Source organism: Pseudoalteromonas umbrosa (assembly GCF_030125375.1).
Taxonomy (GTDB): Bacteria; Pseudomonadota; Gammaproteobacteria; order Enterobacterales; family Alteromonadaceae; genus Pseudoalteromonas; species Pseudoalteromonas umbrosa.
This window is the reverse complement of the sequence record NZ_JASJUU010000001.1, coordinates 1,125,689-1,147,963: the sequence shown is the minus strand read 5'-3', so window position 1 is coordinate 1,147,963 and position 22,275 is coordinate 1,125,689. Positions and strand designations below refer to the sequence as shown.

General features: G+C 41.0%; 14 protein-coding genes and 1 riboswitch. Of the genes, 9 read left to right on the top strand and 5 right to left on the bottom strand.

Translation table 11 applies throughout. The annotated features are described in order from the left end of the window. The first annotated feature begins 38 nt into the window (after positions 1-38). The 4 genes from nhaD (at position 39) to QNM16_RS04940 (ending at position 5,151) form a co-directional block, all read left to right on the top strand. Positions 39-1,286 (top strand): sodium:proton antiporter NhaD, encoded by a 1,248-nt coding sequence (gene nhaD / locus QNM16_RS04955; protein ID WP_284019465.1) that lies wholly within the window; start codon positions 39-41, stop codon positions 1,284-1,286. 121 nt (positions 1,287-1,407) lie between these two features. Further along, a riboswitch (Lysine riboswitch) is annotated at positions 1,408-1,581 on the top strand. A gap of 84 nt (positions 1,582-1,665) precedes the next feature. Continuing rightward, positions 1,666-3,012 carry a lysine-sensitive aspartokinase 3 gene (gene lysC / locus QNM16_RS04950; RefSeq protein WP_284019464.1) on the top strand — a complete coding sequence of 449 codons (1,347 nt, stop codon included), beginning with the start codon at positions 1,666-1,668 and terminating at the stop codon, positions 3,010-3,012. A 161-nt stretch (positions 3,013-3,173) separates the two neighbouring features. Then, positions 3,174-3,704 carry a DUF924 family protein gene (locus QNM16_RS04945; RefSeq protein ID WP_284019463.1) on the top strand — a complete coding sequence of 177 codons (531 nt, stop codon included), beginning with the start codon at positions 3,174-3,176 and terminating at the stop codon, positions 3,702-3,704. A gap of 121 nt (positions 3,705-3,825) precedes the next feature. After that, positions 3,826-5,151 carry a sodium-dependent transporter gene (locus QNM16_RS04940; RefSeq protein WP_284019462.1) on the top strand — a complete coding sequence of 442 codons (1,326 nt, stop codon included), beginning with the start codon at positions 3,826-3,828 and terminating at the stop codon, positions 5,149-5,151. 52 nt (positions 5,152-5,203) lie between these two features. Here QNM16_RS04940 and QNM16_RS04935 read toward each other — a convergent pair whose 3' ends face one another. From QNM16_RS04935 to QNM16_RS04920, 4 genes are all read right to left on the bottom strand, one after another. After that, positions 5,204-6,181 (bottom strand): 2-hydroxyacid dehydrogenase, encoded by a 978-nt coding sequence (locus QNM16_RS04935; RefSeq protein WP_284019461.1) that lies wholly within the window; start codon positions 6,179-6,181, stop codon positions 5,204-5,206. Continuing rightward, positions 6,147-6,662, bottom strand: coding sequence for a glutathione peroxidase (locus QNM16_RS04930; RefSeq protein WP_284019460.1), 516 nt, complete (start codon positions 6,660-6,662; stop codon positions 6,147-6,149). Before QNM16_RS04930 ends, QNM16_RS04935 begins: the two co-directional genes overlap by 35 nt. Positions 6,663-6,902: 240 nt before the next feature. Next, positions 6,903-7,793: an NAD(P)-dependent oxidoreductase gene (locus QNM16_RS04925; RefSeq protein ID WP_336620298.1), complete on the bottom strand. Its 891-nt coding sequence runs from the start codon at positions 7,791-7,793 to the stop codon at positions 6,903-6,905. A gap of 143 nt (positions 7,794-7,936) precedes the next feature. Next, positions 7,937-9,271 carry a dicarboxylate/amino acid:cation symporter gene (locus QNM16_RS04920; protein WP_284019458.1) on the bottom strand — a complete coding sequence of 445 codons (1,335 nt, stop codon included), beginning with the start codon at positions 9,269-9,271 and terminating at the stop codon, positions 7,937-7,939. 177 nt (positions 9,272-9,448) lie between these two features. On the opposite strand from QNM16_RS04920, the gene QNM16_RS04915 reads away from it, so the two are divergent. The 5 genes from QNM16_RS04915 to QNM16_RS04895 all read left to right on the top strand — a co-directional run bounded on the left by QNM16_RS04915 (position 9,449) and on the right by QNM16_RS04895 (position 20,186). Further along, on the top strand, positions 9,449-13,639 hold the full coding sequence (locus QNM16_RS04915; RefSeq protein ID WP_284019457.1) for an Ig-like domain-containing protein: 4,191 nt from the start codon (positions 9,449-9,451) through the stop codon (positions 13,637-13,639). Between the two features lie 255 nt (positions 13,640-13,894). Then, positions 13,895-16,528, top strand: a complete 2,634-nt coding sequence (gene topA, locus QNM16_RS04910) for a type I DNA topoisomerase (RefSeq protein ID WP_284019456.1) — start codon at positions 13,895-13,897, stop codon at positions 16,526-16,528. Between the two features lie 298 nt (positions 16,529-16,826). After that, complete coding sequence (locus QNM16_RS04905; RefSeq protein ID WP_284019455.1) at positions 16,827-18,326, top strand: alpha/beta hydrolase; 1,500 nt, start codon at positions 16,827-16,829, stop codon at positions 18,324-18,326. After that, positions 18,319-19,053: an ABC transporter ATP-binding protein gene (locus tag QNM16_RS04900; protein ID WP_284019454.1), complete on the top strand. Its 735-nt coding sequence runs from the start codon at positions 18,319-18,321 to the stop codon at positions 19,051-19,053. Before QNM16_RS04905 ends, QNM16_RS04900 begins: the two co-directional genes overlap by 8 nt. Next, on the top strand, positions 19,050-20,186 hold the full coding sequence (locus QNM16_RS04895) for an ABC transporter permease (protein ID WP_284019453.1): 1,137 nt from the start codon (positions 19,050-19,052) through the stop codon (positions 20,184-20,186). Before QNM16_RS04900 ends, QNM16_RS04895 begins: the two co-directional genes overlap by 4 nt. A gap of 63 nt (positions 20,187-20,249) precedes the next feature. On the opposite strand, the gene QNM16_RS04890 is transcribed toward QNM16_RS04895, so the two are convergent. Next, a complete protein-coding gene (locus tag QNM16_RS04890) occupies positions 20,250-22,163 on the bottom strand; it encodes a diguanylate cyclase (protein WP_284019452.1) in 1,914 nt (637 codons plus the stop codon). Between the last annotated feature and the right edge of the window lie 112 nt (positions 22,164-22,275).

The following is a 22,275-nucleotide window of genomic DNA, read 5'->3' as shown; positions in this document are numbered from 1 at the left end:
TTACAAAAATTACATTTTATTACAGGTTGTTTACGCGTATGGTCACTTCCATAATCCTAACCCTAATAGCGCTAGCTTTTGTGCTTATCGTTATAGAGGATATTATCCATGTAAACAAGGCCAAAACGACGCTTTTTTTTGGCACTTTATGTTGGATTATCGCTTTTATATCTCCAATTCATGGTGAAAGCTCAGAAACTATACAACATCAGCTCGATCACAACATTTTAGAAATCGCGACCTTATGGCTATTTTTAATGGCAGCGATGACCTTTGTTGCTTATTTAAACTCCAAAGGTTTTATTCAGAATATTGTGCATCGGATCATGCCTGAGCAAATTAGCGAGAGAAAGTTAATGTTTCTTGTCGGTGCATTTGCCTTTGTTTTTTCTTCGATTTCGGACAATATTACCGCGACTTTAATTTCACTGGCGGTTGTCATGTCCTTGAAGTTGGATGCTAAAAAGCTTGTTAAGTATGCCACATTAATCATATTTAGCGTAAATTCTGGCGGTGTATCTTTGATCACAGGTGATGTAACTACCTTAATGATATTTTTAGCTGGTAAAGTCACCATTCCTGATCTGCTGTTATTGGTTTTGCCAGCGATTGTGAGTGTATTTGCACTGGCAGCCATGCTGTCCATAGGTATGAATGAACAACTTCACTTTGCAAGGCAGGAAGTTAGAAGAATAGAGAAAACTGATATCACCATTGCAGTGATTTTCATGTCGACGGTACTGGCGACATTGTTTTTAAGTGTGCAATATCAAGTACCACCCATGCTTACATTTTTGTTTGGCTTGTCTTTTATGTTTTTAGTCGCGCAGTTTCTTATGCGTAAAAAGGACGTCAATAAAAAGATTATTGATTACATTCGAGAGATAGAGTACGACACATTACTGTTTTTTGTCGGTGTTCTTTTGTTAGTGGGCGCGCTCAAAGAAGTTGGCGTATTGAGCATGTTTACTGAGCTATATCAATTTTTGGCACCTGAGTATGCGAATTATCTGGTTGGGTTGTTGAGCGCAGCTGTAGATAATGTGCCACTTACGGCAGCATTACTTAAAGCGCAAATTGAAATGACACCTCAGCAGTGGCTTACGTTTACGTATGCAACAGGTGTGGGTGGCTCGATGCTTATTATTGGTTCGGCTGCGGGGATCATCGCAATGAGTAAAGTTAAAGCGCTGACATTCATGAGTTATTTAAAGATGGTGTTATATCTTCTCATTGCTTATACCATTGGTTATGCAGGCTCATATTATATGGGACAACTAATTTAAATAAAATTTTAATGTCTAGGTACAAAACTACTTGACACCTAGACGTCTAAAAGTTAATTTCTAAAAGCCTGCTCCAGTAGCAGGCTTTTATTTTGCTATTGTTCAGTTTAAAACACGCAAAATAGACAGAAGAGGTGCGATGCTTAGGTAACTTGTTCGAGGACACGACATCCAGTGACAGCAAGTGAGGGAAGTAATCGCCGAGGAAAGTGATTGGTCGTCACAATTGCTTTTCGGTTTACGGGGTTGAATCCTCGGAACTGTCACCGATTATTGGTGGAGAGCTTCTGGCAGTGGTTTTTCAATTTATTTCTATATCCTCTTGCCAATGAGTTCTCCTTATTTTTTGACAGCACCAATGTTGTCACAAGGAGATAAAATGAATTCCCAGTATGTAGTTGCTAAGTTTGGTGGTACTAGTGTTGCCGACTACACAGCTATGCATCGTTGTGCGCAAATAATTAATGATGACCCAAAAGTGCGAGTTGTGGTAGTGAGTGCTAGTGCAGGCGTGACGAATCATTTAGTGGAGTTAGTACAACAAAAAGCAGATGAAGCTCAGCGAGAATTGCTAGTTGATGCTGTAATGCAAATTCAGCAACGAATATTAGACAGTGTATCACTAGATGCAGATTTGCAGTGTGGATTTAACGAGACATATACAGAATTCAAAGAGATAGCGCTTTTACCGGCATTAAATAAGCAGCAATGCGATGAGGTATTGAGTTTTGGTGAGCGTTTTTCATCATTTATTTTCACTCAAGTACTACGTAATTTAGGTGTCAGTTCGGTGCGTCTTGATATCAGAGATGTTTTAAAAACGGATAGCAACTTCTCAAAAGCGACACCTGATATTACTGCAACAGAAGTTGCGGCTTTAGAACATTTACAGCCTTTACTTGAAGATCACGTTGTGGTCACTCAGGGTTTTATAGGTAGCGATAAATATGGGCAAACGACCACGCTTGGCCGTGGAGGCTCTGATTACAGTGCCGCGTTAATTGCAGAAGCGATTAATGCCAAAAGTGTACATATATGGACCGACGTAGTCGGTATTTTCAGTACAGACCCAAGGTTATGCAGCAAAGCAAAACCGATAGCGAGGTTGAGTTTTGACGAAGCAGCAGAAATGGCGACATTCGGTGCAAAAGTGTTGCACCCAGCAACTATTCTTCCTGCAAGTCGCAAGGGTATTTCAGTATTTGTGGGCTCGAGTAAAGCACCTGAGCAGGGTGGAACTTGGATTGAAAAAGAAACACAATCTCAATCTGGGATAAGAGCTGTTACACAACGCAAAAATCAAATTTTATTGACTTTGAAGAGCCCTGAAATGCTTCTAGCTAGTGGCTTTTTAGCAAAAATATTCACCATACTCAGTAGCTATAATATCTCTGTTGATCTTGTAACTACTTCTGAAATCAGTGTTGCCCTCACTTTGGACAATGCGCCAAATGCTTCTAGGCCAGAATTGGAGCAAGGCTGTCTTGATGAGCTAGGTGAATTTTGTCATGTGTCAGTTGAAAATAATCTAACGCTTGTTGCCATGATAGGTTCTGAGATTCAGCTAAGGGGTGGGGATGACTGCTTGGTTGATGTGTTATCTGAGTTTGATATTCGTCTAATTTGTCATGGCGCAAGCCGACATAACCTGTGTTTTTTAGTAGAACAATCTAGTTCTGACGCGGTTGTACAGGCAATTCACCAAAAGTTGCTTGAGGTGGCTTGATAACTTTTATGATTGAAAGGGGCTAGTTATATTCTCTATGTCCCTTTAACCCTCCTCTAATAATAAATAATTCTATAACAAATATTAATGATAAAGTTGCAATAAAATGTTTATGGTGACAAGCTTAGCTAAGTGGAGAATATTTACACTAAGGGTCCCTTATGCAGTATCAAGATATTTATGAGTTTTGGTTTATTACATGCTCTGAGCAAGATTGGTGGCAAAAATCAACGGTATTTGATCAAAAAGTTAAAAGCCAATTCTCAATTCTCCATAAAATGGCGCATAGCGGTGAACTTGAAAGGTGGCGGGAAACACCTGTTGGCTCTTTGTGCGAGATAATCGTGTTAGATCAATTTCCAAGAAATATGTACCGAGATACCCCGCAAGCCTTTGCAAGTGACGCGCTAGCATTAAGTCTATCACAGCAAGCGATTGAAAAAGGGTTTGATAAGGCATTAAATGATACAGAAGTTGGCTTTTTATATATGCCATTTATGCATAGCGAGAGTGCTGTGATCCATCGTCAGGCAGAGGTGTTGTTCAGAGACTTACCTGGTTATGAATTTGAATTAGCTCATAAAAAAATCATCGATCGCTTTGGACGTTACCCTCATAGAAACGATATTCTGGGTCGCGTATCAACAGATGAAGAGCTAGAGTTTTTGCAGCAACCTGGGTCGAGCTTTTAATTATTTCTTTTTATTCATTAATAAGCTGTGTAAGTTCCTGTATGAGGGTTCTTGTACTCGCATTTTTCGCTCGAAAAGGTATAATCGCTGGCCAAAACAATAATTATATTTGTGTTCAATTATGGCTCAGGTACGTGATGGTTTTCAAAGCCGACTTGGTTTTGTTCTAGCGGCAGCAGGTGCTGCTGTTGGTTTAGGTAATATTTGGGGTTTCCCAACACAAGCTGCTAATCATGGTGGTGGTGCTTTTTTACTCGCATATTTTATCGTTATCTTTTTGTTGGCTTTACCTGCTTTGTACACTGAGCTTTACCTCGGTCATCAAGCGCAAGCTAATCCAGTAAAAGCATTAAAGCAAGCATGGCAAGAAAAACAGTCGAGTGTAGGGGCTGCGGCCGGTTACATTGGTTTGGCTGGCGCAATTGTGATGCTGAGCTTCTACTCAATTGTGGCAGGCTGGATGCTCGCGCATTCCATTGAGCCGATTACATCCTTGTTAGGTATGGAGGCTGCGAGCCAATTTCTAACAGGGGATTCTACGCATAGAAACTTTATCTTTACCCCTCTTATGTTGCTGCTAACCGCTGCGATTATTTTGAAAGGGGTCAAATCTGGTATTGAGACATGGTCGCGCCGCTTAATGCCATTACTACTTTTATTACTATGCTGTTTGATTGCTTATATGGCGACGCTTGAAGGTGCATCAGAAGGGTTTAGAGCATATTTGGTTCCTGACTTTAGCAAAATAACAGACCCAGATTTAATCATTGCGGCAATGGGCCAAGCTTTCTTCTCTTTATCGCTCGGTGTTGGTTGTATGATGATTTACGGCTCGTATTTGAAACCAAACGAAAATCTTCCAAAACTGACATTTAGCGTTGCTATGTTAGACACCGGTGTGGCATTTTTAGCTGGGTTGCTGATTATTCCTGCAATCTTTGTAGCGCAGCAAAACGGTGTCGAAGTTTTTCAAGATGGCAAGTTAGCTGGTGAAGGGCGACTCATTTTTGCGATCTTACCTGAGCTTTTCTCGAGTATGGGACAAATTGGAATTTGGGTAGGTTTAACATTTTTTGTTTTAATGTCTATCGCTTCTTTGACGTCGACGATTTCATCCACTGAAATACCGGTATCTTTCTTAGTTGAAAATCACGGAATGAAACGTAAAGATGCAACTTGGGTAGTGACTTTAGTCATTTTCGTGTGTTCAAGCCTTATCATTATGAACTTTGATTGGCTATTTGGCTTAGTGATTTCAGTATTTACTCGTTACCAGTTGCCACTAATGGGGCTTTTCTATTTTATTACTGTAGGGTGGATGTGGAAGCGCGGTAATAAACTGATTGAAAACGCTTCAGGTATACATTACTGGTTTGCACAATACTTACGTTTTATCTGCCCTGTCTTAATGACCGCAGTATTCGTTAATGTTGTTGTAAATAAATAAACTGTCTTTAAAAGAAAAAGCGCAGCTAGGCTGCGCTTTTTTTTGTCTAGTTTTAGACAATGTTTGGTGTATGGGTTTTATTTTTGAGTGCGTATAAATTTTTAACTGTTGTCATAGCGATTTCGGTTAGCGCCTCTTGAGTAAAAAAGCCTTGATGGCCGGTGATTAAGACATTAGGAAATCCGCTAAGCCTGACAAAAGTGTCATCTTGAATGATTTCTTCACTCCGGTCTTTGAAAAAAAGTTCTGACTCTTGCTCGTACACATCGAGACCCAAATAACCTATCTTTCTTGATTTAAGTGCTGTGATGCAGGACTGTGTATCAATTAATGCGCCGCGACTGGTATTGATGAGCATCACACCGGATTTCATTTTGCCAAATGCTGCCTCATCGATTAAATGATGTGTTGCTTCAGTTAATGGGCAGTGTAGTGAAATGATATCGCTTTGTTCTAACAACATATCTAACGACACTTGTGTGTAAGAACCTTCACCAATATTTGGATCATAAACAAGTGTGTGTGCACCAAAGCCATTTAAAATTGATACGAGTGACTGACCTATTTTACCACAGCCAATGAGTCCAACCGTTTTATTATGGATGTTAAACCCTAATAAACCGTTGAGATCAAAGTTTTCTTCTCGCACGCGGTTATATGCTTTGTGAGTTTTTCTAGCCAGTGTCAATATAAGTGCCATACAATGCTCTGCTACGGCTTCTGGACTATATGATGGAACTCGCACAACCTGTATGCCGAGAGCATGCGCTGATTCGATATCAACGTTGTTATATCCAGCACACCGCAAAGCAACAAATTTGATACCAAGCTCGGCTAAATCACCTAGCACACAAGCATTGAGATCATCATTGACAAAGACACAAACAGCGTCATAGCCAGATGCTAAAAAAACGGTTTCTCGTTTTAAACTGTTCTCAAAATAAGCTATCTCAATACCATTAAATTTTGAGATCGCTTTCGAAAAAAAAGCATGTTCATACTTTTGCGAACTGAAAAGTGCTACTTTCATCTTGCAACTGACCCTCAATGATTTGCTTTAAGGACTCTGGTTTAGTGCGTGGTGCATAACGTGATAATAGCTCACCATCGGTACCAATTAAAAACTTTGTGTAATTCCACTTTATCGCACGGTTTTGCGCAATACCTCGAGTATGCGATTTAAGGTAGTTAAATAGTGGGTGAGCGTCTGGTCCGTTTACTAAGGTTTTTTCAGCGATTTTGAAGCTTAAGTTAAAGTGTGATTGATAAAACTCTTTAAGCATTTCATTCTCTAAAGGTTCATTTTTACCGAATTGATTACAAGGAAAAGCGATTATCTCTAACCCTTTTTTGTGGTATTTACGATACATTTTTTCGAGGGCCGTGAGCTGTGGTGTAAAGCTGCATTTGCTGGCTATGTTAACCAAAATAACAGGTCTGCCTTGTAACGACTTTAACGAAAGCGTTTCACCTGTGAGTAATTTAACACTGTATCTGTAAATATTTTCCATGCTGCAAGGTTCCGTGCATATAACGAGTTTTATTAATGTTCTTCATGTGGAACTTGTGAATGTTCCACTGACTGCTTTTGAGGTGAAATCCCCTCCATTGTTCAAGCATAGCAGTCATTTTGGTCAATTTTATGTCAAGTCAGTTTAAATTTAACGTAATGTACACATTTTGATGAAGTATATGGAGTAGGGGGTTATAGAGAGAGGACACAGTGCCACCGTTGTGGCACCCAAAAAAATTTAAACTAAACGCTTTAGTAAGCTAGATGTATCCCAGCGGTTGCCTCCCATTTTTTGCACATCCGCGTAAAATTGGTCAACCAGTGCCGTTAAGGGTAAGGTGGAGCCGTTCTTTTTGGCCTCATCAAGGGCGATAGATAAGTCTTTACGCATCCAGTCAACAGCAAAGCCATGCTCATAGTGGTCGTCTAGCATGCTTTTATGACGGTTTTCCATCTGCCAACTGCCTGCAGCCCCTTTAGAAATAACTTCAACGACTGCTTCGCAATCGATATTTGCATTTTGACCAAACTGGAGCGCTTCTGCGAGGCCCTGAACAACGCCTGCAATGCAAATTTGATTCATCATTTTTGCTATCTGTCCAGAGCCAACATGGCCAAGAAGCTTAGAAAAACGTGCGTAAGCAGCCATCACAGGCTCAACTTGTGTGTAGATATCAACATCGCCACCACACATAATGGTTAGTTGGCCATTAACTGCACCAGCTTCGCCACCAGAAACAGGCGCGTCAATAAAGCCAATGTTTTTATTTTGACATACAGAATATAGTTCTTTAGCAACGTCAGCAGAGGCTGTGGTGTGATCGACTAAATGTGTATGCTCCTTCATACTTTGCAGTACACCGTTACTGCCGGTAGTAACTTCGCGTAGGTCATCGTCATTACCAACACAAATAAACACAATATCTGCGTCAGCTGCAGCAAGCGCTGGTGTTAAAGCTAGTTGGCCAGAGTAGCTTTCTAACCATGATTCAGCTTTGCTGGTGGTCCGGTTATAAACAGTAACGTTGTGTCCTTGCTCAGCAAGGTGTCCAGCCATTGGAAAGCCCATTACACCTAGGCCAATAAAAGCAACATTTTTTTTATTTGAAGTCATAAAATTACAATCCAGTTGTGTCGTTTGACTCGATTGTAACTGAAGTAGGCGCTTTGTGGCTTAAAATTTTACATGAAGTTGTGAATTTAACATGCTGAGGATTTAAATGGTTAGTGTAGGGTAGTCTTATTGAATAAGCTCCCCTACACCGATAGGAATTAAGCTTTAGAAGTGCTTAAGTTTTCTTCAAGCTCTTTTGCAGCATTCGGGTCGTTGAAAACAGTTTGGTTTAATTCACCTTCAGATTTTGCAACTACACACGTGACCATACAGTCACCTGTTACATTCACAGCGGTACGCGTCATATCTAATAATCTGTCTACCCCCATGATGATAGCAATGCCTTCAACGGGTAGGCCAACTTGATTTAAAACCATTGCCAGCATGATCAGACCGACACCAGGAACGCCTGCAGTACCGACAGAGGCCAACGTCGCCGTTAAAATAACCATCAAGTAATCACTCAAAGTCAAGTCAACTGCAAATACTTGTGCAATAAACACAGTTGCAACGCCTTGCATGATTGCTGTGCCATCCATATTTATGGTTGCACCTAAAGGAACCGTGAAAGAAGCTACCGTGTTATTTGCACCGAGCTTTTTAGTTGCTGTTTCAAGCGTTACTGGCATAGTTGCACTAGAGCTAGAAGTACTGAAAGCGAACATACACGCATCTTTCATTTTCTTAAGGAAAGTCAAAGGGTTCAATCCGGTAAGCGTTTTAAGTAAAATCGTGTAATTGACTAAAGCGTGGAAGAACAGCGCAGCTACAACAACTAAGAAATATTTACCTAACTCAACGATTAAGCCCATTTGAATGTCAGTAAACAGCTTAGCCATTAGACAGAATACGCCATATGGGGCTAAGTTCATAAGTAAGGTGACTAATTTAAGAATGACTGTATTTAAATCTTCAAATACGGTAGCAACGCGCTTACCCGGTTCGCCACTAAGTGCCATTGCGATACCAAACAATAAAGCAAATACAATAACTTGCAACATATTACCGCTCGCCATTGCATCTATTGGGTTGGTTGGGAACATGCCAATAATGACTTGAGCAAGGGTAGGGGCTTCTTTTGCGTCAAAACTACTTGTTGTTGGCATGTCTATGCCAGCGCCTGGGCTCACTAACAAAGCCAAAGAAATGGCTACTGTGATTGCGATGGCTGTTGTTGTTAAATAAAGTAGTATGGATTTACCACCTAAACGACCGAGTTTTTTTGGATCGCTCAAACTGCAAGTACCGCACACAAGTGAGATGAAGACAAGTGGAACGACCAGCATTTTTAAGCTCGCAATGAATATTTGCCCACCGACGTGGAATAATCCATCGACAAAAAAACCTCTCACAGGAAAGTCTGCAAATCCTAATGGGATTAAAAACTCAGGCTCACCTGCCAGAATTTGTTGCAATATCACACCGACACCAATACCCGCAATCATGGCAATCATGATGCGTGTTGTCAGGCTAAATTTATTATTATCAGTCATTGTTTTGGAGACGCCCTAAAACTTCTTGTTGTTAAAATGGTTATAGCCTAACAGGATGGCTCAAAATGAACAAAAAAAATTGCCGATTACTACGAAAAAATTGTGATTTTTAATCCAAATTTGAGTTAACATTGTGCAAATAACTCTAATTTTAAATTGTGCGAGGGAGAACTGCGGATGTTTTCAATACGTTGGTTTAGCACCATATTTATGATATTCCTTCTGACAGCCTGTGGTGGTGGAGGTTCAATTGAAAAAAACTCCTCCGGAGATGGTGGTACTGACTCAGATGACTATGCATTAGCATTGACTCTTAATTCTCAAAGTGGTTCTTCCGAACTAAGTGTTTCTAACCCAATTCAAATTCAAGCAAAAGTAACTAAAGATGGCGAGGTACAAGCTGACAGGTTAGTTAAATTTGTTGGTGATGAATTCTCTGACTTTAATGGTGCGTCCTCAGCTTTAACGAATAGTGACGGTGTTGCTGTTGTTGGTATTGTTGCCAATAGCAATCAAGGTGCGGGGACTATTACGGCTTCATTTGATATTGAAAACCAAACTGTGACGAAAAGTATTGAGTATGCCGCTATGGGTGATGGCGGTGTGCAGATTGCGTTAACGTTTAAAGATGCTAGCGGTGCAGATATTAATACGCAAAATCCACTTGCAGGTGATGCTGATGCAACCATTATGGCGACTTTAACGAATAATGGTGTACCGATAGAAGGTAAGATTATTACTTTTACCTTTGACGAGCTCTTGTTTTCAGCGAGTAATGGTAGAATTGTGACTGATGCAAACGGTCAAGCAAGTACAAGTGTTAAGGCTACTAAGTCTACCGGTGCGGGAGAAATAACAGCGACTTATGATGAAACAACATCTAGGCTAGCGTTTGACTCAGATGGTAATGAGTTTTTTGGAGAGGAAACTTATGTTCTAGAGCTGGTTGGGCAAAATGCTCAGGGTGAAGTAACGAATAACTTATCGTTGGGCTCTCCCATTTCTATTGTGGCTTCACTCACACTTAACGGCAATCCATTAGCCGATCAGCAAATCACTTGGAGTATCGATGATAAAGCGGTGCTGACATCCGAAAATATACTTACAACCAATGAGGGTGGTCAGGCGACAGCAACAATTACTGATAATAATATTGCTGGTTCTGGCACACTTACAGCTACCTATAATGTATCTGACAGTTTATCACTTACCCAGCCATTTACTTTTACAAGTACCGGCGATGGCGGTTTGCAGATGAGCATCACAGTTCAAGACCAAAGCGGAGCGACTATCAATGAAGCCAACCCTTTGAGTGAATCAAAAAATGGCCGAGTAGTTGTAACATTGACAAATAATGGTGAGCCCGTTTCTGTTGGTGAAGTCACCATCTCGTCGAAATTAAGTAAGATTCAAACTTCTCCACCAGATGGTATCGATTTTACAGATGAAAATGGTATGGCTTCTGTCGATATTCTACCTAACGATGAAGAGGGTGCAGATACTGTCGTTGCTACCTATATAAAAGAAAGTACAAATGAGCAGGTAGAGGCGGAAGCTCCTATTTGGACATTGGGTAATGGAGATACGCAAATTCAAATTGTCAGTATCATTGACGATGTTACAAAAAATCCGGTGACTGCTGATAACACCATCGCTCAGGGTAAAAGTGCAACTGTTACAGCGCGTGTTATCATTAATGGCACACCGGCAACTACAGGCGTTGTATTCTTTGAGACTACTTCAGAAGGCACACTTCCAGTAAGTACAGCTGAGTTAAACGAGAATGGTGAAGCTCAAACCAAGCTTTTTGCTACCACGACAAGTGGTCTAGGTCGTATCCGAGCAGGTTATGCAAGAGCTGGCGAACTTGAGCCAAGCTCTTTTTCGGATTACTCAATCTTCCATTCAGAGGGCGATGCAATTGTATTTGATGGTGATTATGCTTTTGATATTCAGCTACTGACAGGATGTAATGATGGTTGGGATGACAACCGAGATACTGAAACGTTAAACCCTATAAATGGTGGGTGCCAGACAGTTACAAATATTCGTTCAAGTGAATTACCCGAGTTATTTGTTGCCATTACACGACTCAATGGTGATGCGACTGAACCAAATGAACAAATTGTTGAAGTTCAAAGTGATAAAGGACAGGTACTACCAAGCACAGGTCGTGCTCTCACCGATAAAAAAGGTGTAGCTTTACTTAAATTACAACCTGGAGATGTTGACGGTGCTGGCACAGTGACAGTGACGTTTAACGGCAGTACAGGTTTTCGTAATTTCAGCGTAGGTGTTGATGATCTCTATTTGCAACTTACAGCAACTTTAAAGGCTTCAGATACGCCTGATACACAGCCTTTACCTGAGTTAGACTCGGGTGACAGTTTCATTATAACTGCCCGAGTATCTACAGTTGAAGGGGATTTCTCGGAAGGTGCACTTTACACACAACCAGTTGATGTAGGTTTTTCATCAGTATGCGTAAATGAAGACCCCAATTTGGCATCTATTGATGCGACGGTCAGAACGAAAGAAGGGGTCGCAACGTCTACATACCGAACCACTGGTTGTAATGGCAATGAAACTATCACTGCAAGTATTGCATCTGCAGACCCTGCTGAGTTTGACTTTTTCATTAATGATGCGCCCGTACAAGCAATTCAATTTTTAGGGGCAAGTGAATCATTTATTGGTATTCCTCCAAGCACAAGCGGCGTACCTGTAACATCTGAAGTCAAGTTTTTATTGGTAGATACAGATGGCAACCCGATGCAACAAAAGCAAATCGAATTCAGGTTAGCTGATTTGTCAGGTGCTGCATCATTAACCAGTTATCGTGGTAATACGACGGGTGAAGGTGAGGCAGTCACGATAATTAAGGGCGGTGTTGTTCCTGGGGATTTAGTTGTTGAGGCGTGTTATTTATCAGATGAACAGATTGCACAAGCCGCACTGAGCAGCTCATTTCCAACATGTTGGCAATCTAAGATTGATCAATGTACAGCAGACTCCAGCCTAGAATTTTGTGATTTACCTGATGGGATCACTAGCTTCACGCTTATTCCTGCAGATGAGCAGGTAAATGCGGTGTCTTCTGGCGTTGTTTTATCTTCAGGTGTTCCAGATCAAGATAGTTTTGGTGCCGCTCCAGCGGGAACAATTCTTAATGCTCAAGGCTACTCTGGCGTAGATGTAGACATTTTTGTTTATTTTGGCGATCAATTTAACCAGCTCACAGCAAATAATTTAGTTGCAAACGTACAGTCAGAAGCAGGGATTATCGGTAATATCGATGGCTCAGGTAGCGGCAATACCTATGAATGTTCTGCTGTAAATGGCGTTTGCCGAGTGCAATGGCGTTCTCAAGGTAGTTTACCTTTCACGGACCCTAAATGGCAAAACCGTATTGGAGATGTGTGCGACACATACAAGGGTGAACCTGTTCCATGTATCGGTGATTACCCAACTTCAGTGAATGGAAGAACCATTGTAAGAGGCGCAAGAGTTTCAATTTTAGCAACTGCAAAAGGTCAAGAGAACTTTCATGATAAACCATCAAGCGGTGGTGTTGAAAGACGTAATGGTATTTTTGATATCGGAGAATTTCAACCTCGTAATGATGATTTAGCGGAAGCTTTTATCGACTTTAACCAAGACAATGTTTTTGACCCTAAAGATTGTGGAGGCGATGAAGCAGACGACCCCTGCGAGCCCGCAAATAGTGACGGCGGTCATAATGAAGTGTTTATCGACGGTAATAATAACGGACTTTATGATGTAGCTGATGGTATCTACAATGGGTTACTTTGTGGAAAGGATGCTGAAGATGCAGGACAATGCACAAAAGATTTGGTTGATATAAGAAGGCAGTTTGAATTGATTGCTTCCAGTGATGTTGTATATGCTCGCTTTGTGGTCAACAAGTCTCAAATCAATGGAGCTGATTGCACTAATATAGTCAACGGCGCTGAACAGCTTGTAAATGGGTTCGACGGTTTAGAAGATACTGAAAATGCCAACTACTGTGATATTGAAAGCGTAACGCTTGGAAACGATCCAAATGACGCTGATAGAGTTGAAGTTGAAATTTATTATTCAGATTTATTTGGCAACTCACTACCAGCAGGTACAGAGATAAGCATTGGCACAACCAATGGTGTTGTTAATATCCGAGAGTTGACTAGCACTATATACACTAGCGGAGGGTTTGAACGCGGTAAAGCGGTGGTAGAAATCTCACAAGAAACAACTTCTAACAGTCGGGATACAGGTAATTTGATAATCACTTTTGAAATACCAGGGCCCTTCGAGGATAGTGAAACGATTACAAGAACCAAGTCGATAATTATCAGAGATGACGGTTAATATGTCTAACGAAAAGGGCCTTTTTTAGGGCCCTTTTTTATTAACGCTTGAATTTCCTCGCATATCCGCTATATTCGCCTTTTTAACACGTTCAGAGTTACGGTTGTTTAAAATAGCAACAATAGTTGCTTAATAAATCGCTGTTCAGATAAAAGTTAGAATGAAAAGCTTGTAACAATAGGTGTTTGTGGATATACCTATAAATAATAACGCCCAATGGGGCACAACAGACAGAATTAGTCAAAATAGGCAGATATGGGCAAATCGCTAGTAATCGTAGAGTCTCCCGCAAAGGCCAAAACTATTAATAAGTATTTGGGAAAAGACTACATTGTGAAATCCAGTGTGGGTCATGTTCGTGATCTACCGACGTCAGGGGCAGGAAAAACCAAAGGGGTTGCAACAAAATCTCCGGCTGAAGTACGAAAAATGTCACCAGAAGAAAAGGCGGCATATCGCAAACAAAAGGACTACGCTAATTTAGTTGCAAGAATGGGTATTGACCCAGAAAAAGGTTGGGAGCCGCATTATGAAGTGCTACCCGGTAAGGAAAAGGTTGTTCAAGAGCTAACTAAGCTCGCTCAAGATGCTGATCATATCTATCTCGCAACCGATTTGGATAGAGAGGGAGAGGCAATAGCATGGCACCTTGAAGAAATTATCGGTGGCGATGCGTCTAAGTATAAGCGTGTAGTATTTAATGAGATAACAAAAAATGCTATCCAACAGGCGTTTGAAGCGCCAGGGCAACTTAATACAGACATGGTCTATGCTCAACAAGCACGTCGTTTCTTAGACCGTGTTGTTGGCTTCATGGTTTCTCCTTTACTCTGGCAAAAAGTGGCAAGAGGCTTGTCGGCAGGTCGAGTACAGTCGGTTGCTGTCCGTTTGTTGGTTGAGCGCGAACGTGAGATCAAGGCTTTTATACCCGAAGAGTTTTGGGATATCCACGCGGACACTAAGCTGGCAACAACGGATGTAAGATTTGCTGTTACCAAATATCAAGGCCAAGCGTTTAAGCCGGTAAACGAGCAAGAAGCGCTTAAAGCAGTTTCTGAAATTGAAAAAGCGAGCCTGTCTGTTGTCAAAGTAGAAGAAAAGCCGAGTAAGAGTAAGCCGAGTGCACCTTTTATTACTTCTACAATGCAGCAAGCAGCAAGTACGCGATTAGGTTATGGCGTAAAGAAAACCATGATGTTAGCACAGCGCTTATACGAAGCTGGCTACATTACTTATATGCGTACAGATTCAACAAACTTGTCTAATGACGCTGTCGAAATGTGTCGTGATTATATTCAGGGCAATTTTGGCGACAAGTATTTGCCTAAAGCACCAATAAAGTACAGTGCTAAAGACAATGCACAAGAAGCGCACGAAGCAATTCGTCCTTCAGATGTTAACGTATTGTCCGGTCATGTTGAAGGCGTCGACGCAGACGCTAAAAAGCTATATGAATTGATTTGGCGTCAGTTTGTTGCTTGTCAGATGACTCCAGCGGAATATGACCTAACCAATATTACATTAGGTGCTAATGACTACACGCTCAAAGCACGCGGTCGTGTACTTAGATTTGATGGTTGGACAAAGGTACAACCTGCTGTTCGTAAGAAGAGCGAAGAAGAACAGGCATTGCCAGCAGTGGCTGTTGGTGACAGCGTTGACCTTGTTGCACTTGATCCAAAGCAACACTTCACCAAGCCACCGGCAAGATTCAGTGAAGCGAGTTTAGTTAAAGAGCTTGAAAAACGAGGAATTGGTCGTCCTTCTACTTATGCGGCAATTATTTCAACGATTCAAGAACGCGGCTATGTACGTGTTGAAAATAGACGATTCTTTGCAGAAAAGATGGGTGAAATTGTCACTGATCGTTTAGTTGAAAACTTTAACGATTTGATGAACTTTGACTTTACTGCAAAAATGGAAGGTCGACTTGATGACATTGCTGAAGGCGAACGAGAGTGGACACAAGTACTTGATAAGTTTTATGCAGACTTCTCGAGCCAGCTAGAATTAGCAGGGCAAGATGAAGCAGAAGGCGGTATGCGTCAAAATGTCATGGTTGAGACAGACATTGACTGTACTACCTGTGGCAGAAAAATGGGCATTCGTACAGCTTCAACAGGTGTGTTCTTAGGGTGTACAGGTTATAGCTTGCCACCTAAAGAGCGCTGCACAACAACCATGAACCTGATATCAGGTGATGAAGCAATCGATGCCGATGTTGAAGATGCTGAGACTGAAAGTTTAAGACAGAAAAAGCGTTGTCCAATCTGCGAAACTGCGATGGATTCCTACCTCATCGATGAGACTCGTAAAATCCATGTGTGCGGCAACAACCCTGCATGTGGAGGGTATGTAGTCGAGGAAGGCACATTCAAGATTAAAGGCTACGATGGTCCAGTAATTGAGTGTGATAAGTGTGGTGCAGACATGCAACTTAAATCGGGCCGATTTGGCAAGTATTTTGGTTGTACGAAAGAAGACTGTAAGAATACACGTAAATTACTGAAAAGTGGTGAGCCAGCTCCTCCTAAAGAAGATCCAGTTCCATTGCCAGAGCTTGAGTGTGAAAAGTCCGATGCACACTTTGTTCTTCGTGATGGTGCTTCAGGTATTTTCTTGGCAGCACATACGTTCCCTAAGTCGAGAGAAACGCGTGCACCTAAAGTTGCCGAGTTGAAAAGATTTAGAGAGAGAATTTCTCCTAAGTTTTATTATTTAGCTGATGCCCCTGAAAAAGATAGTGATGGTAATTTGGCTGTCGTGAGATATTCACGTAAAACAAAAACTCAATATGTGATGACAGAAGTTGAAGGCAAAGCCACTGGCTGGAAAGCAACTTTTGTTCAAGGCAAGTGGGTTGAAGAAGAGAAGAAACGTAAGAAATAATTAAAAAGGCCAGCGATTGCTGGCCTTTTTTATAATAAAATAAACGCAAAATTATAATTTCTTATTGTTGGCACGGGCCTTTTAGGTGTTTTAGTAATAATATTGAATATTACTTGTGTAGCACATATTTTGTACCCTACCTGATCTCATTTCTCTATTTGTAACTAATCTGAATACATCTAATGTTGACTTGCCAATATGCTACATCTATTCTAACGGCTCACTATGCTACACAGTGAGATCAAGAGAATATTAATAAAAAACAAAACTTTGCTGATTTAAAAAAGGAAAAACAGTAATGAATTTATTCGGCAATCAACTAGTTAAGCTATTAAGTACTAGTTTAACGTCCCTTGCCATTGCCTATTCTGGTATATCCTACGCGCAGCAAAACACTGCCCTTGAAGCGTGCTATGTGGAAGGCTTAGAAGATCGCCTTATGTGTGGCTCGGTTAGTCAGCCGCTTTCAAAAAAGCCATCGGCTAACAATATTGATATTCACTTTGCGGTGATCCCCGCAATTAAAAATATGCATCCAAAAGAAGCTGTATTGGCTTTTGCTGGTGGGCCTGGCCAATCAGCGATAGAAGTCGCTGCTATTTTTGCTCGTAACTTGAAATACGCTAGAGAGAGCCGAGACATTATCCTTGTCGATCAGCGGGGCACTGGTAAATCTCAGTTGTTGCAATGTGATAGTGGCACGATTGAAGAGCAATTTAAGTTTAATGACCAAGCTTTATCATTTGTCGCTTTTACAAAAGAAGAAACAGGTACCTGTAAAGAGCAGCTTGGTATAGATCTCTCTTATTTTACTACTGTGGCTGCTGCAAGTGATTTTGAAGCCGTTAGGCTCGCTCTTGGCTATGAAAAACTCCACTTATACGGCGCATCTTATGGCACTCGTATTGCACAAGAATATTTGCGTCAATATCCAAGCTCTGTGGCAAGCGCAACTTTAGATGGGGTTGTTCCCATGCAACAGAGTTTAGTGGCAATTGGTGATGCGATTGATAATGCATTAAATGAAGTGTTTCTTGATTGCATGGCAGAACAAGCGTGTTTATCGCAATATCCTTCCTTGGCCGATGATTACCAGAAATTATTGGAGGAATTGAGGAAAACGCCAATTACCGTCACAATCAGACACCCTCGTACTTTTAAAGAAATTCCATTAGTACTTACTGAAAGCAAATTACGTGGTGCAGTGAGAATGGCTCTTTATGGTCACACTACACGTTCATTGATCCCTTTGGTAATAGATTCAGCTGTAAAAGGTAACTATAGCCCGTTAGCCGGTTTGTTAGGTAATGAACAAACTCTAGGCAGTATCGCAATGGGGATGCATAGTGCCATTACGTGTGGAGAAGACTGGCCGAATTTAACTGAAGCTGACAGAAAGCAGTTTGGTCAATCATATTTTGGTAAGATGATGATTGAATCTCTAGATACAGTCTGTCCAATATGGGATGTTGAACCCGTTGAACACGATTTCTACAAGCCAGTCAAAACAGATATTCCAGTACTACTTTTATCTGGTGGCCTTGACCCTGCTACTCCGCCAAGCTGGGCAGATCTTGCAATGGTTAGCTTTAGCAATGCAAAACACTTAGTCTCACCATCAGCGACTCACGGTGTTGCCGCACAGACATGTGCAAACAAAGTCATTGGTCAGTTTATTGATTCTCTGACGTTTTCTGACTTAGACACAGATTGTCTCGATAAAGACAACCTTAAGCAGTATTTTATGAATATAAATGGACCTGTGGCCCATCAGGAAACAGAGCAAAAAAATGATTGAAGTAATCGAATTAGAGAAAAAAATAGGCTCAGTACAGGCACTGGATAAGCTCAGCTTTAAAGCTGAAGATGGCAAAATCACAGGTTTATTAGGCCCAAATGGTGCAGGAAAAACGACGTGTTTGCGCACGATTTTTGGTTTGCTTCAAGCAGATAGCGGCTTTGCCAAAATAGATGATATAGATGTTGTAAAAGACTCAATGCGTGCCAAACAACAACTCGGGTTGTTTCCGGACCCATGTGGTCTATATGAGCGTTTAACGCCCAGAGAGTATGTGCAATTTTTTGCAGAGCTCAGTGGCATGGATAAGCAATCAGCACAAGTGGCAACACAAAGCGTGCTTGAAAAGCTACAAATGACAGATATCGCTGATAGAAAGTGTAAAGGCTTTTCTCAAGGTCAGAGAATGAAAACGGCATTAGCACAAGCCATTGTGCATCAGCCCACAAATATTATTCTCGATGAACCGACGCGAGGGCTGGATGTGATGAGTACGCGCATTTTACGTGACCTTTTACTGATGCTCAAAGAGCAAGGACATTGTGTGTTATTTTCTAGTCATGTTATGCAGGAAGTTGCAGCGCTTTGCGATCATGTTGTTGTAATGACAAATGGTAAAGTCGTTGCAGAAGGGTCACCTCAAGCATTATGTGAACAAACACAAAAAGAGACTTTAGAAGAAGCGTTCATTACATTAATTGGTTCAGATGAGGGACTTGCTGCATGATGAGGCTTGTTCAAGTTTTATATAAAAAAGAGATGCTAGACGCGAGCCGTGACAAACGTTCCGTCATGGCTGGATTATATTATGCGATTGGTGCGCCCATCGTCATGTGTTTGCTGTTTACTATTTTACTTAAACAACTTAGTTCTCCTGACGCACTTGAAATTACCATTGAGAACCCACAAGCGGCACCAAACCTTGTACGCTTTTTAGAAGGGCATGACATTAGTCATAGTGAAAAGTCGAGTGTGAAAGCCATTCGCTTGATCATTGATACTGATTATGCACAAGATATGTCTCAAGGGCGTAGTGCGCTCGTTACGATTGTGGCAGATAAGTCTGACAATAAGTTGATTAAGTCTGTACGCCGTTTAGAAATGTCGCTTGCTCGATACAACTCAGAAGTTGCGGGATTAAGACTTATCAGCCGTGGCATTGATCCGAGCATCATGCGTGCTGTGAATGTGCAGACGCAGGATCAAGCAACACCTGACTCTAAAGGTGGGATGTTCCTTGGGATTGCGACCTTGTCTATCATTATTGCACTGTTTTACTCAGCGATGAATTTAGCCATTGATACCAGTGCAGGTGAGAGGGAGAGAAACTCTCTGGCGCTACTTTTGAGCCATCCGATCAGCAGCACACAACTTGTCCTTGCTAAAGTCGCAGCCATCGCCACTTATTCTATGGTTGGCTTGATTTTAGTACTGGTCGTTTCAAAATTTGCCTATGGCATGGTGCCTTGGGAGCAACTTGGTTTTAGTATTAACTTGGATTTGATGTTTATTCTATTTTGTACGCTGATTGGACTCCCAATTGCTTTGATGTCTGCAAGCTTATTGGTCTTCGTCTCTTTTATGGCTAAGTCTTTCAAAGAAGCACAGTCTTATGTTGCTTTTGTTCTGTTTGTACCAATTGGTCTGAGCATGATGACAACTTATGATATTGCGACTGAATACGTGCAATGGGCACCGATCGCCGCTCAGCAATATGCAATGATTGAAGTGATAAAAGGGAATGAATTACCTTTAATGCAAGTACTTTTGTCGTCTGCAAGTACACTTGCCCTGTTTGCTGTTTTTAGCTTGCTGAGTAGTAGAATGTTGAAAAGTGAGAAGGTTGTATTTGGGCTTTAATGCCAAATGCTTTGGCTGAGTTTAACCCTGAACTCAGCCACACTTCTTTTAAAAATATTTTGATTAAACTGCACAAACAACGCGGTTTCTGCCTGACTTTTTCGCTTGATAAAGTGCAACATCTAACTTGCTGTAGATTTTATCAAGGCTATCAGGCGATGTTTGGTAATAATAGGTTGAAAAGCTGGCGGTGATATTAATCGCTTCTCCAGACTCTGAGATAATTGTAGATTCACTCAACTTAATTCTAAATTTCTCTACAACATCATCTTTATTTGAACTCACCAAGTTTGGTAAGAATAACATGAACTCTTCACCGCCAAAGCGGGATAAAAGCGCATTTTTACCAAAAAATTGCTTCGCAAGTGTTGCCGTGTGTTTTAAAGCGATATCACCTGTTGGGTGGCCGTGTACATCATTGACTTGTTTGAAATGGTCTAAATCGAACAAGACTAGGCAATGCTTTTTACCAATTGCAGGAATAGCTGAGCGAGCAACTACATTTAGAAAAGTACTGCGTGTAAGCGCGCCTGTTAAGTTATCGTGCTGAGCTCTGTACTTATGTTTGGAGTAGCCACGTAAGCTTATGAATAACAGTAAAAGTGAGAAAAGAATAATAATAGCTTGGAATTGTTGCCTTTCTTCTAAAGCAGAGATATGGGCAAGTTGTTGATTATTATGTTTCTCTAAACGTATGTTTTCCAATTGTTGAGCGGTCACTTCTAGCTCTGATTCAAGCTCAATCATGGCTTGCATCGTTTTCTGTGAATTGAACTGGTCTTTTTGTGCTACTAACTGACTCTGTAGCAGGTAGGCTTGTTGATAATTTGATTCACGCGCGTAGAGATCGGAAAGTAGCTCCAAGCTGTGTATTAGGTGTGTTTTGTCGCTGACATTGCTCGATAAATCATGAGCAATTTGGGCTTGAACAATCGCTTTATCATACTGACCAAGCGCACGCATATTTTCGGCAGCTTGTAGTCTAATATCGGTAATTAAATTAATATTATTGGTTAAACTAATTTTAGACAGCGCGCGGTCAAGGGCGCTGGTAGCAAGGTCTATGTTTTTTAGATTGGCATAAACTTTTGCTTTTTGTACTAAGGTGTATGCTTGGCGGTATGGATTGTCGAATTTTACATAATACTCATGAGCTTGATTAAGCCACTTTAATGCGGCGTCAAAGTCCTTCGCTTTGTTGGCAACAATACCAAGGTTGAGCATGGTTAATGCAACTTTGAATTCATTGTTTTGTACTTTTCTCAAGTGCAAAGATTTTTTGAGATATTTAGTGGCATCGGTGTAATTGCCAACCTCTAAATAAGTGAGAGCCAAATTATTGTAGTAGGGGGCTCTATTGCCTTCATATTTAGAGTTAGCAATAGCCTGTTTATACATTTCAATGGCTTGGGCATGATCCCCTAAAAAATTTGCATTTAACGCTTTTGCATTGTGTAGTGAGTTTAAACCCCAAAAAGGTTTGCTCAATGTATTTGCATTACGTTCCACTTCTTTAATATGGCGCTCAAGTTGGATGTAATTAGCCAGAGTTATTTTGGCATTAATATAAAACAACTCAACGGTTGCAGTCAGTGCAGGGTCGTTAGCGGTATATGCCAGCGTAATTGCTTTTTTAAAGGCTTGCATCGTTTGCTCATATTCATTGTTATGTGCACTCAGCAAAGCAGCGACTAACTGTTGTAAAATAAGGTCATAGTCATTTTTTTTATAGCTGATAAGTGTATTCAACGAGGCCTGCTTTTTGAGCGCTAGGGCGGTCCTCGCAAGTGTCGCACCTATGTATACCCGTTTAGCACTGGGTTCAGTGGCTTTGACTTGCTGAGCTAAAAATTCGAACGCAGTATGTGTATCTTGTGCACGAAGGACATCATAGGTTTGCTGCCATGTGCTGTGTGTACTACTGAATACGGGGAAGTTAACTACTAAAGTAAGTGCGAGAGCAACAAATAAGCGCAAAGATTTAGCCTTTGAAAGAAAATAATTGCAAATAATAACATAATAGTCTGGTGCTTTTACAGCCAAAACCTTGTTATGATTTGTAACCGCGAAGTGCAGTGCAGCGGTAAAC